Genomic DNA, 11403 nt, shown 5'->3' with positions numbered 1-11403 from the left:
AGACGAGAGGCCATCCGGGAACACTCCTTCCAAGGCATCGCACGCTCCAGTTATTGGTCGTGCGCTGATCATAAAAGGTGTTACCTATGTCTCTAGACGACTGTTACCTATGTCCCTGTGCCATACACCCTCCCCCGCCCCTAAGGCCTATTTAAGAGCGTATTTGCAACTAGTCCACCGCCGCCATCCGCAACTCCTCGGTATGGTGGCGCTGCTGCTCTTCCATCACCATCACCCCCAGCTCCCTTTTGAGCGCATTGAATTCCGGCGCCGCCGGGTCGCGCATGCGCGGAATCTCGACCAGCAGGTCGCGCTTGATCGTCCCCGGGCGGTAGGTCATCACGACGATCCGGTCCGCCAGGTAGACCGCTTCCTCGATGCTGTGGGTAACGAACAGGATGGTCTTCTTCAGCTCGGACCAGATGCGCAGCAGCTCGTCCTGCAGATTGCGGCGGGTGAGCGCATCCAGGGCGCCGAAGGGCTCGTCCATCAGCATGATCGGCGAATCGAGCGCCAGCACGCGCGCGATCGCCACGCGCTGGCGCATGCCGCCCGACAGGTCCTTGGGAAAGCGCTGGCGGAAGTCGCTCAGGGACAGCATGCCCAGCAAGTCGCCGACCCGCGCGCGGATCTCGGCCTTGCCCAGGCCCTTGATGTGCAGGCCGAAGGCGATGTTGTCCTCGACCGTCATCCAGGGGAACAGCGCATATTCCTGGAACACCATGCCGCGGTCCGGCCCCGGCGCCGTCACCGGGTTGCCGTCGACCGTGATCGTGCCGCTGCTGGGCAGCGAGAAGCCCGCCACGGCATTGAGCAGCGTGGACTTGCCGCAGCCGGATGGCCCGAGCAGGCAGGTGAACTGCCCGCGCGGGATGTCGAGGTCGATGTCCTGCAGCGCCGTGACCGTCCTGCCGCCGGTTTCGAACAGCTTGTGGACGCCATCGACGCGGATATGCGGCTGCAGGACCTGCGGGGGGATAGCATGCGGTGCGTTCATGTCAGTGCTCCAGGCCGCGGTGCCAGCGCAGCAGGTAGTTATTCAGGCGGTTCATGGCGATGTCGATGGCCAGGCCGAGCAGGCCGATGGTGATCATCCCGGCGATGATCTTGTCGGACCAGAAGTACTCGCGCGCCTCCAGGATGCGGAAACCCAGCCCGTTGTTCACGGCGATCATTTCCGACACGATCACCACGATGAAGGCGGTGCCGATCCCGATCCGCACGCCCGACAGGATGTAGGGCACGGCGGCCGGCAGGATCACGCGCAGGAACATGGTGGCGCCGCCCGCCCCGAGGTTGCGCGCCGCGCGCAGGTAGATGCCGTCCACGTGGCGCACCCCGGCGATGGTGTTCATCAGGACCGGGAAGAAGGCCCCCAGCGCGATCAGGAACACGGCCGGCGGGTTGCCCAGTCCGAACCACAGGATGGCCAGCGGGATGTAGGCGATCGGCGGGATCGGGCGCAGCAGCTGCACCAGGGGGTTCATCCACGCGTACACGACGCGGCTCGCGCCCATCGCCAGCCCGAGCGGCAGGGCCAGCCCGGCGCCGATCGCGAAGCCCGCCACCACCCTCACCATGCTGGTCCAGATGTCGATCGGCAGCTCGCCCGACAGCGCCCAGGACCACCAGCCGCCTTCGGTATAGTCCGCGTAGGGCGCCAGCGGCAGCAGGTAGGCCACCCACTTGCGCCAGACGTCGAGCGGGGCCGGCAGCACCTGCGGGTTGACCCAGCCGTTCATGGCGACCCACTGCCACAGCAGGACGGCGGCCACCGGGACCACCGCGCCGACCGCCATCTCGCGCCAGCGTTCGCGCGTTTGCTTGCGCCTGTCTTGGGTATGCATAGTGGCCTCCTTCACTTCACGTCCAGGCTTTTCTTCGCCGCCGCCAGCAGGTCGGTGCGCACCCACTCCTGGGCCACCGGCGGTTTCGCCATGCGCCCGACCCCGGTTCTGGCCATGATGTGGGTGGTGACCTGGATGTGCTCGGGCGTGATGTCGAAGGAATACGGCGAATTGCGGATCGCGTCCTGGAAGTCGTCGCTCGTGATCTGGTTCTTGAAGATCGTCTCGCGCACGTATTTTTCGGCCACCGAGGGGCTGTCGATGAAGGTCCTGGTGGCGTCGACGAAGCAGCGCATGAATTTTTCCGCCACCGGACGCCGTTCGCGGTAGAACTTCTCGGTCATGACCATGGTCCGGATCGGCTCGCCGATCGGGGTGTCATACGGTTTGATCACTTCGACGCCGAAGCCCTTGTTGATCGCCTGCGAGGACTGCGGCTCGGACTGCATCATGGCGTCGATCTGCTTGCCGAGCAGGGCCTGGTTCAGGTCGGCGTAGGACAGGAACACCAGCTGCACGTCCTTGCCGGGCGCCGCATCGGCCTTCAATCCATGCTTGGCCAGTTGCGCCATCAGGAGCACTTCCTGGATCGCGCCGCGGGTCACGCCGACCCGCTTGCCCTTGAGCCCCGCGACGCTGCGGATGCCCAGTTCGGGCCGCGCCACCAGGCGCGCGCCGCCCTTGGCGAAACCGGCCACCACGACGATCGGCGCCCCGCCGGCGCGGCCCGAGATCGCCGCTTCCGAGGCGGTGGCGCCGACGTCCAGCTCGCCGGCGATGATCGCCTGCATCACGTCCAGGCCCTTGGCGAAGACCTTTTCCTCGACCCGGATGCCGCACTTCGGCGCGATCTCCTTGATGTACGAGACCGCGCCGAAATGGGCGAGCTTGAGGTTCCCGAGCCGGACCACCTCCTGGGCCCCGGCGCCGCCTGCTGCCAGCAGGGCGGCTGCGGCGAGGATGCTGCTGACTAGCTTGATCATGCCTGTTCTCCCGTATATACAAATCGCAAAACAATTGGTGTCGCCTGTATGCGGCACAGCAAAACATATGCGCGCACCAGATCGATGCTGACGGGAAATGGCCTATGAGTACGTGAGCTGTGTCAGAAACGGCAAGGTTTCCATATGATCGAACGCATCACAGGTGAGGAAAAACTGCGTTATATCGCTGCGGTGGTCGAACTCGGCGGCTGCCGCAAGGTAGAATGGCGGTTTGTCGAATGCGACGTGCTGTCTAATATAGTAGGTAGAACATGCTAGATAACCTTACCCAACGCCTAGCCAAGGTCGTCAAGACGATGCGCGGCGAGGCGCGCCTTACCGAGGCGAACACCGCCGAGATGCTGCGCGAAGTGCGCATGGCCCTGCTCGAGGCCGACGTGGCGCTGCCGGCGGTGCGCGAATTCATCGCCAAAGTCAAAGAGAAAGCGCTGGGCGAAGAAGTCATCGGCTCGCTCAGCCCCGGCCAGGCCCTGGTCGGCGTGGTGCAGCGCGAGCTGGCCGCCCTGATGGGCGCCGACCTCGGCCCCGACGCCACCCAGCTGTCCTTCGCCCAGCAGCCGCCGGCGATCATCCTGATGGCCGGCCTGCAGGGCGTGGGTAAAACCACCACCACCGGCAAGCTCGCCAAGTACCTCAAGGAACAGAAGAAAAAGAAGGTCCTGACCGTTTCGGCCGACGTCTACCGCCCTGCCGCGATCGCGCAGCTGGAGTCCGTCACCAAGCAGGTCGGCGCCGACTTCTTCCCGTCCACCGCCACCGACAAGCCGGTCGACATCGCGCGCAACGCGCTGGATTGGGCCAAGAAGCACTACCACGACGTCCTGATCATCGACACCGCCGGCCGCCTCGGCATCGACGAAGCGATGATGCAGGAGATCGCCGCGGTGCACGCCGCCGTCAATCCGGTCGAGACCCTGTTCGTGGTCGACGCCATGCTGGGCCAGGATGCGATCAACACCGCCAAGGCCTTCAACGACGCCCTGCCGCTCACCGGCGTGGTGCTGACCAAGCTCGATGGCGATTCGCGCGGCGGCGCAGCCCTGTCGGTGCGCCACGTGACCGGCAAGCCGATCAAGTTCGCCGGCGTGTCCGAAAAGCTGGACGGCCTGGAAGCCTTCGATCCGACCCGCATGGCCAACCGCGTGCTGGGCATGGGCGACATCCTGGCGCTGGTGGAAGAAGCGCGCAAGGGCGTCGACGCCGAGGCCGCGACCGAGCTGGCCAACAAGATCAAGGGCGGCGGCAAGTTCGACATGAACGACTTCAAGGCCCAGCTGACCCAGATGAAGAAGATGGGCGGCATGTCCGGCCTGCTCGATAAACTGCCGGCCCAGTTCCAGCAGGCGGCGGCAGGCGCCAACATGGACCAGGCCGAGAAGCAGGTGCGCCGCATGGTCGGCATCATCGACTCGATGACACCCGGCGAGCGCGCCAAGCCCGAGCTGATCAAGGCCAACCGCAAGCGCCGCATCGCGGCCGGCGCCGGCGTGCAGGTGCAGGAAGTGAACCGCATGCTGAACCAGTACGACCAGATGCAGACCATGATGAAAAAGCTCAAAGGCGGCGGCCTGATGAAGATGATGCGCGGGATGAAGGGCATGATGCCCGGCCTGCGCTGACCAAGCGGCGGCGTCGAAGAAACCGCGCAAACACGGGCTTTGCGCGGTTTTTTACATTCTGACAGGCGGTTTTTTCATTTACCGGCTCCCTAGTGTGCGATAGCTCGCATATCGGGGCTTATAAGAATGAAAAAATTTCGAAAAAGACTTGCATGAACAGTAAAAGGCCACCAATATAAGCCGGTGCGTCAATAACGCAACTTTCCCTGTGATCGTTTTAGGAGGCTCGAAGATGGCAACAGCCAAAAAATCCACCGCAGCGCCAGCCAAGAAAGCAGCCGCCAAGCCGGCAGCAGCGGCCAAGCCTGCAGCAAAAAAAGCAGCAGCTCCAGCAAAAGCAGCAGCGAAACCAGCAGCGAAGCCGGCCGCGGCACGCAAGCCGAACGCCGCTTTCATGAAAGAGATGACGCCGTCGGGCGAACTGGCAGCAGTGGTCGGCAACAAGCCGCTGCCACGCACCGAAGTCACCAAGAAGGTCTGGGACTACATCAAGGCCCAGAACCTGCAGGACGAATCGAACCGCCGCATGATCAATGCCGACGACAAGCTGAAGGCTGTCTTCGGTGGCAAGGCACAGGTCTCGATGTTCGAAATGACCAAGCTCATTTCTGACCACCTGAAGTAAGCACTGGCCGGCTGTCCAGTAGCCTTGCAAATGAAAAGCCCCGGGAGACCGGGGCTTTTTGTTTTGGTGCCTTTGTAGGGTGGGCGTTCGTAATTCCGGGCATTGCCCGAAATTACCCCGCCCACCCTACGATTCAAAGGCCCGCTGCCGCCTTCATCAGATGGAACACCTGCGTGTTCTCCATCGTCCCCTTGAACGGCGCCGAGCCGGCGCCGGTGGCAAACAGCTTCACGTCCCCGCCGCCATGCGATTCGTACACGGTACGCACGCCGGCCTCCTGGCGGTACTCGTCGCCCAGGGCGACGGCGCTGTCCACGTCGGCGCGAACGTCCGGGCGCACCTTGCCGTTGCCGAACAAGAGCGCGGTGAAGGTCTTGCCGTCGGCGTCCTTCTTCGGCTGGCCGCTGGCGTAGTCGTGCACGATGTCCAGCACCTTGCTGCCACGCTTCGGATAGCCGCTCAGGACCATCGTGTGGTCGTGGTCGGCGGTCACGACGATGAGCGTGTTTTCCAGTCCCGGATCGATCTGGCGCATGCGGTCGATCGCGGCCTGGATCGCCTCGTCGAAGGCCACCGTGTCGGCCAGCGCGTTCTTGGCATTGGTGTCGTGCAGCGCGTGGTCGATCTTGCCGCCTTCGACCATCAGGAAGAAGCCGTCCGGATCCTTCGAGAGCAGCTCGATCGCCTTCAGGGCCATCTCGGTCAGGGTCGGCTGCTCCGGGCGGCGTGCAAGCGAATAGTCCATGTGGGTGTCGGCGCTGTAGATGCCGACGAACTTGCGGCCCGGGCGTGCCGACATCATGTCGGCGCGGGTCTTGCCGACGGCATAGCCCTGCGCCGCGAACTCCGCCATCAGGTCGCGCCCGTCCGCACGGCCCTTCGGATTGGCGGCCTTGTCGAAGGGCGTGAAGTGGTGGCGCCCGCCGCCCATCAGGACGTCGACGCCGTCGCCCAGCGCGCGGTTGTAGCCTTCGCCGCCCGGCACGATCTGGCGCGCGATGGCGTAGGCCGCGTCACGGTGGCAGACGTGCGAGAAGGTCGACGCCGGCGTGGCGTGGGTCAGCTCGGTGGTGGTCACCGCGCCCACCGACTTGCCGCGCGCCTTGGCCAGCTCCAGGATGGTCGGCACGATCACGCCGTCGTTCGGCGCGCACTTGTCGATCGTGCGGTTGCCGTTGGCGTCCTTCTCCGGATCGATGGCGCGCGCATCCTTGATCGAGATGCCGTCCTGGTTGATCTTCACGCCGGTCATGTAGGCGCCCATCGAGGGCGCGCTGTCGGTGGTCTGGAAGTCGTTCGAATAGGTCTTGATGCGCGCGGTGCGCTCCAGGCGTTCGAAGTTCAGCAGGCCGTCCTCGCCGTGCTTGAAGATGCGCGCGGCGCTGATGGTGGTCGGGCCCATGCCGTCGCCGAGGAAGAAGATGATGTTCTTGGCCTGCGGCGCGGCCATCGCGCAGCTGCTTGCCAGGCTGGCGGCCAGCAGGAAGTTGAGTCGTTTGTTCATGAATGGATTCCTTACAGGCCTGCGGCGGTCTTGATCAGGCCGAAGACGCGGGTGTTGTCGATGGTCCCGCGGAACAGTTCCGCGCCGGCGCCGGCGGCGCCCAGGTAGACGTCGGTGCCGCCGTGGGTTTCGGCGCCGGTGCGCGTGCGCACCACCGCTTCCTGGTGGTAGTCGTCGCGCGTCACGATCTCGTCGGTGAGCGCGGGCTGGCTGGAGCGCGGACCGTTGGTGCGGTTCTCGCCGGTGCCGAAGCCGATGATGGTGAAGGGACGGCCTTCCTTGTCCAGCTTGGGGCTGCCGTCCAGGTTGCGCACCAGGCCCAGCACGCCCGGGTTGGTCGGCGTGGTCTTGCCGGTGCGGGCCGTGTAGCCGTTCAGGAGCAGCGTGTGGTCATGGTCGGCGGTGGCCACGATCAGGGTGTTCTTCAGGCCCGGGTCCAGGGCTTCCATCTTCTCCAGCGCGGCCTGCATGGCGTCGTTGTAGGACACGGTTTCCTGCAGCGCGCGTTTACCCAGGGTGGCGTGCAGCGCATGGTCGATCAGGCCGCCCTCCACCACCAGGAAGAAGCCCTTGCTGCCTTGGGTCGCGTGCGGGGCCAGCAGGTCGATGGCCTTGCGCGTCATCTCGGTCAGGCTCGGCTGCTTGGCCGGGTCGCGGGTGGCGTCGTAGTCCATGTGGTTCGGCGCGAACAGGCCGATGGCCGGCTGCCGCGCGTCGAGGGCGAGCGCCTTGAAGCTTGCGCTGTCGCGGGCGACGCGGAAGCCCTGCGCCTGCATTTCGGCCAGCAGGTCGCGGTTGTCGGCGCGCTTGCCGCCGCGCGCGAAGGGCGTGAAGAACTGGGCGCCGCCGCCGAACATCACGTCCAGGCCGCGCGGGCCGAGCGCGCCGTTGTAGCCGGCGCCGCCCGGCACCAGCATGGCCGCAAAATCGGTCTCGAGCTTGCGGTGGCAGCCATGGCCGTAGGCGGAGGCGGGAGTGGCGTCGGTGACGCTGGTGTTGGTGACCACGCCCAGCGCCATGCCGCGCTTGCGCGCCAGTTCCAGCAGCGTGGTGGCGGGCGAGCCGTTCTCGCACTTGTTGACCAGGGCATTGCCGTTGGCATCCTTACCCGGCGCGACCGAGCGGGTGCCGAGGGACATCGAGATCACGCCGTTGTTGTGCTTCACGCCGGTCATGTAGGCGGCCATGCCGGCGGCGCTGTCGGTGACCATGGCGTCGTTCGAGAAGGTCTTCACGAAGGCCGATTCGGGCAGGCGGTCGATGGTGAGTTCGCCCGCTTCGCCGGCGTGGAAGATGCGCGCGGCGGTGAGCGTGTTCAGGCCCATGCCGTCGCCGAGGAAGAAGATCACGTTCCTGGCGCGCTGGTCGTGCTGGACCTGCGCAGGTGCTTGGGAAGTGGGCGGCACGGAGGCGCAGCCGGCAAGCGTGGCGAGCAAGGCGGCGCCGGCAAGGGTGGACAATCGCATGGGGGTCCTCTACGTCTGGAAATGGACGAGTTTACACCTTGCCATGTGCATATGGCGTGAGGAATTGTTGCGGGATTGTTGGCGCGATGCTCAGGCCGCCGGCTTGAACTCCCAGCGCTTCCAGGCCGCCAGCACCGCGTTCGGATACTGCGGCTTGCCGCGGCTGCCGTTGTAGCGGCCCAGCGCGAGATAAAGGTTGCCCTTTTCCATGTCGATGTACATGCGCAGGATCGAGCAGCCGTAGCGCAGGTTGGTCTGCATGTGGAACAGCTTGCGGCGGTCGCTGTCGCCGATGACCTTGGTCCAGAACGGCATCACCTGCATGTAGCCGCGCGCGCCGGCGATGGAAATGGCGTACTTGCGGTAGGCCGACTCCACGTGGATCAGGCCCAGCACCAGCCCCGGATCGAGGCCGGCGCGGGTCGATTCGTACCAGACCGACTCGAGGAATTCGGTGCGCGACAAGGCGTCCGGGATGCGCTTGGCGAGCCGGCGCGACATCTCGTCGAACCAGGCCTGGTAGCGCGCCCGCGCTTGCTCGTCGCGCAGCACCGGCTTCGGCGGGCGGCTGTCGTTGATGGCGTTGGCCAGGGCGAGGCGGACCGAATCGGCCAGCGCTTCTTCCTTCTGGTTGCCGGCATGCGCCGCGCCGGCGAGCAGCAGCGCGCCGGCAAACAGCGCACCGGCTGCGAAGGGGAACAGCGTCGCCAGGTTCACTTGCCCAGCTTGCCCTTGATGAAGGCGACCATGCCGTCGACCGGCACGCTGGTGGCGGCTTCGTCGCGGCGGCCCTGGTATTCCAGGTTGCCTTCCTTGAGGCCGCGCTCGCCGATCACGACGCGGTGCGGCACGCCGATCAGTTCCCAGTCGGCGAACATCGCGCCCGGACGCAGGCCGCGGTCGTCGACGATCACGTCGACACCGGCCGCCTGCAGTTCGGCGTACAGCTTCTCGGTCTGTTCCTTGACCATCTCGCTGCGGTCCAGGCCCATCGGGCACAGCACCAGCTCGAACGGGGCGATCGAATCCGGCCAGATGATGCCCTTGTCGTCGTAGTTCTGCTCGATCGCCGCGCCCAGGATGCGGGTCACGCCGATGCCGTAGCAGCCCATCTGCAGCGGGGCCGGCTTGCCGGCTTCGTCCAGGAAGGTGGCGTCCATCGCTTCCGAATAGGCGGTACCGAGCTGGAACACGTGGCCCACTTCGATGCCGCGCTCGATCGCCAGCACGCCCTTGCCATCCGGCGAAGGATCGCCTTCGACCACGTTGCGCAGGTCGGCCACGAGCGGCTCGGCGCAGTCGCGGCCCCAGTTGGCGCCGACGTAGTGGTAGTCGGCCTCGTTCGCGCCGCAGACGAAGTCGGCCATGTTGGCCACCGTGCGGTCGGCCACCACCGTGACCGGCAGTTTCGTGCCGATCGGACCGAGGTAGCCCGGCACGGTGCCGTACACTTCCTGGATTTCGGCTTCGGTCGAGAAGCGGAATTCCTTCAGGCCCGGCACCTTGTTCACCTTGATCTCGTTGAGTTCATGGTCGGCGCGCAGCAGCAGCAGGAAGTAGCTCTTCTTGCCTTCGTTTTCGACGGTCAGGGCGATGCTCTTGACGTGGTGCTGCAGCGGGATGCTCAGCAGTTCGGCCACCGCCTCGCACTTGGTCTTGCCAGGAGTCGAGGTCTTGACCAGTTCCTGCGTCGCCGCACCACGCGCGCCGCTGGCCAGCGCTTCGGCCGCTTCGATGTTGGCGGCGTAGTCCGAGTCCGGGCAGTACACCAGCGCGTCTTCGCCGGTGCTGGCGATGACGTGAAATTCATGCGAGCCGGTGCCGCCGATGGCGCCGTTGTCGGCCGCCACCGCGCGGAACTTCAGGCCGAAGCGGGTGAAGATCTTGGTGTAGGCGTCGAACATGGTCGCGTAGGACTTCTGCATGCCCTCGACGTCGCGGTCGAAGGAATACGCATCCTTCATCGTGAACTCGCGGCCGCGCATCAGGCCGAAGCGCGGACGGCGCTCGTCGCGGAACTTGGTCTGGATGTGGTAGAAGTTGATCGGCAGCTGGCGGTAGGACTTGAGCTCGCTGCGCACGACGTCGGTGACGACTTCCTCCGAGGTCGGCTGGATGGCGAACTCACGGCCGTGGCGGTCCTTCACGCGCATCAGTTCCGGGCCCATCTTGTCCCAGCGGCCGGTCTCCTGCCACAGTTCGGCCGGCTGCACGAGCGGCATCAAGAGTTCGATCGCGCCGGCCTTGTTCATCTCTTCGCGGATGATGTTCTCGACCTTGCGGATGATGCGCAGGCCGGTCGGCATGTAGGTGTAGATGCCCGAGCCGAGGCGCTTGATCATCCCGGCGCGCATCATCAACTGGTGGCTGACGATTTCCGCGTCCGAAGGCGCTTCTTTAAGAGTTGAAATAAAAAATCGTGAGGCGCGCATATCCGTGAATTCTTTTTAAAAAGAGAGGGTTATAATCGACCTAATTTTAAAGGATTAGCTGGCTGATGCGTCCAATCTTTCTACAAATGGGTCCGGAACAAGCATCACCCGCTGCGCTGGCAATCCGCCGGCGGGGCGGGCAAGGCACTTTGTGGGTAAAAATATAAGGATCGTACGGCCGGCAGAAAGTTTCGAGGTGCACTTATGCTCGATCGTGAAGGGTTCCGCCCCAACGTCGGCATCATCCTGCTGAACGCCAACAACGAGGTGTGGTGGGGCAAGCGGGTGCGCGAGCACTCATGGCAGTTTCCGCAAGGGGGTATCAAATACGGCGAGACGCCGGAACAGGCGATGTACCGCGAGCTGGAGGAAGAAATCGGTTTGCGGCAGGAGCACGTCAAGATCGTGGGCCGCACCCGCGACTGGCTGCGCTATGAAGTGCCCGACCACTTCATCAAGCGCGAGATCCGCGGCCACTACCGTGGCCAGAAGCAGATCTGGTTCCTGCTGCGCATGATGGCGCGCGATAACGACGTCAACCTGCGCCTGACCGACCATCCCGAGTTCGACGCCTGGCGCTGGCACGACTACTGGGTGCCGCTGGACGTGGTCATCGAGTTCAAGCGCGATGTCTACCAGCGCGCGCTGCAGGAGCTGTCGCGTTTCATCACCTGGCCGGCCAAGGGCCAGCACGGCGAACGCCGCCACAGCGCGCGCTACCTGCGCCAGCCGCACAGCCGCGCCCAGGGCGGCAAGGGCCAGCAGGCATTGGCGGCCAATGCGGTGGCGCCTGCCGCCGCCAAGCCGGCGGCGCCGGATTCGCTGGTGCTGTTGCCGGACGAGTAAGCCGAACCACGGGGAGCAGCGCTTCCCGTGGCTTTCTTCGGCCGCGCCCGCGGCGGATGC

Annotated in this window: 10 protein-coding genes; 3 read left to right on the top strand and 7 right to left on the bottom strand. The window is 65.1% G+C overall.

Annotated elements, in window-relative coordinates:
- Positions 1-169: 169 nt before the first annotated feature.
- Genes FG94_RS11915 through FG94_RS11905 form a run of 3 tightly spaced genes read right to left on the bottom strand, consistent with a single transcriptional unit; the run spans position 170 to position 2830 of the window.
- Positions 170-997, bottom strand: a complete 828-nt coding sequence (locus tag FG94_RS11915; RefSeq protein ID WP_051996559.1) for an ABC transporter ATP-binding protein — start codon at positions 995-997, stop codon at positions 170-172.
- Between the two features lies 1 nt (position 998).
- Positions 999-1847 carry an ABC transporter permease gene (locus FG94_RS11910; RefSeq protein ID WP_051996557.1) on the bottom strand — a complete coding sequence of 283 codons (849 nt, stop codon included), beginning with the start codon at positions 1845-1847 and terminating at the stop codon, positions 999-1001.
- 11 nt (positions 1848-1858) lie between these two features.
- Complete coding sequence (locus FG94_RS11905) at positions 1859-2830, bottom strand: ABC transporter substrate-binding protein (RefSeq protein ID WP_200879968.1); 972 nt, start codon at positions 2828-2830, stop codon at positions 1859-1861.
- A 272-nt stretch (positions 2831-3102) separates the two neighbouring features.
- Here FG94_RS11905 and ffh point away from each other — a divergent pair, with 272 nt between their 5' ends.
- Both ffh and FG94_RS26600 read left to right on the top strand, forming a co-directional pair.
- The gene (gene ffh / locus FG94_RS11900) at positions 3103-4470 is read left to right on the top strand and encodes a signal recognition particle protein (RefSeq protein WP_036211658.1); all 1368 of its coding nucleotides are present in this window, start codon (positions 3103-3105) and stop codon (positions 4468-4470) included.
- Between the two features lie 232 nt (positions 4471-4702).
- A complete protein-coding gene (locus FG94_RS26600; RefSeq protein ID WP_027866608.1) occupies positions 4703-5095 on the top strand; it encodes an SWIB/MDM2 domain-containing protein in 393 nt (130 codons plus the stop codon).
- 133 nt (positions 5096-5228) lie between these two features.
- Here the strand turns inward: FG94_RS26600 and FG94_RS11890 are convergent, their stop codons facing one another.
- The 4 genes from FG94_RS11890 to FG94_RS11875 all read right to left on the bottom strand — a co-directional run bounded on the left by FG94_RS11890 (position 5229) and on the right by FG94_RS11875 (position 10497).
- The gene (locus FG94_RS11890; RefSeq protein WP_036211654.1) at positions 5229-6599 is read right to left on the bottom strand and encodes an alkaline phosphatase; all 1371 of its coding nucleotides are present in this window, start codon (positions 6597-6599) and stop codon (positions 5229-5231) included.
- 11 nt (positions 6600-6610) lie between these two features.
- Positions 6611-8065 carry an alkaline phosphatase gene (locus FG94_RS11885; RefSeq protein WP_081925948.1) on the bottom strand — a complete coding sequence of 485 codons (1455 nt, stop codon included), beginning with the start codon at positions 8063-8065 and terminating at the stop codon, positions 6611-6613.
- Positions 8066-8155: 90 nt separating this feature from the next.
- Positions 8156-8776 (bottom strand): lytic transglycosylase domain-containing protein, encoded by a 621-nt coding sequence (locus tag FG94_RS11880; RefSeq protein WP_081925950.1) that lies wholly within the window; start codon positions 8774-8776, stop codon positions 8156-8158.
- 2 nt (positions 8777-8778) lie between these two features.
- Positions 8779-10497 (bottom strand): proline--tRNA ligase, encoded by a 1719-nt coding sequence (locus FG94_RS11875; RefSeq protein ID WP_036211649.1) that lies wholly within the window; start codon positions 10495-10497, stop codon positions 8779-8781.
- Between the two features lie 204 nt (positions 10498-10701).
- On the opposite strand from FG94_RS11875, the gene FG94_RS11870 reads away from it, so the two are divergent.
- Complete coding sequence (locus tag FG94_RS11870; RefSeq protein WP_036211646.1) at positions 10702-11343, top strand: RNA pyrophosphohydrolase; 642 nt, start codon at positions 10702-10704, stop codon at positions 11341-11343.
- Positions 11344-11403: the final 60 nt, after the last annotated feature.

Origin of the sequence: Massilia sp. LC238 (assembly GCF_000735635.1) — a bacterium.
Taxonomy (GTDB): domain Bacteria; phylum Pseudomonadota; class Gammaproteobacteria; order Burkholderiales; family Burkholderiaceae_D; genus Telluria; species Telluria varians.
This window is presented reverse-complemented; position numbering and strand designations above follow the sequence as displayed.

Coding starts and splice junctions, on each gene's coding strand:
- FG94_RS11915 (WP_051996559.1), bottom strand. CDS start 997: ATGAACGCACCGCATGCTATCCCCCCGCAGGTCCTGCAGCCGCATATC.
- FG94_RS11910 (WP_051996557.1), bottom strand. CDS start 1,847: ATGCATACCCAAGACAGGCGCAAGCAAACGCGCGAACGCTGGCGCGAG.
- FG94_RS11905 (WP_200879968.1), bottom strand. CDS start 2,830: ATGATCAAGCTAGTCAGCAGCATCCTCGCCGCAGCCGCCCTGCTGGCA.
- ffh (WP_036211658.1), top strand. CDS start 3,103: ATGCTAGATAACCTTACCCAACGCCTAGCCAAGGTCGTCAAGACGATG.
- FG94_RS26600 (WP_027866608.1), top strand. CDS start 4,703: ATGGCAACAGCCAAAAAATCCACCGCAGCGCCAGCCAAGAAAGCAGCC.
- FG94_RS11890 (WP_036211654.1), bottom strand. CDS start 6,599: ATGAACAAACGACTCAACTTCCTGCTGGCCGCCAGCCTGGCAAGCAGC.
- FG94_RS11885 (WP_081925948.1), bottom strand. CDS start 8,065: ATGCGATTGTCCACCCTTGCCGGCGCCGCCTTGCTCGCCACGCTTGCC.
- FG94_RS11875 (WP_036211649.1), bottom strand. CDS start 10,497: ATGCGCGCCTCACGATTTTTTATTTCAACTCTTAAAGAAGCGCCTTCG.
- FG94_RS11870 (WP_036211646.1), top strand. CDS start 10,702: ATGCTCGATCGTGAAGGGTTCCGCCCCAACGTCGGCATCATCCTGCTG.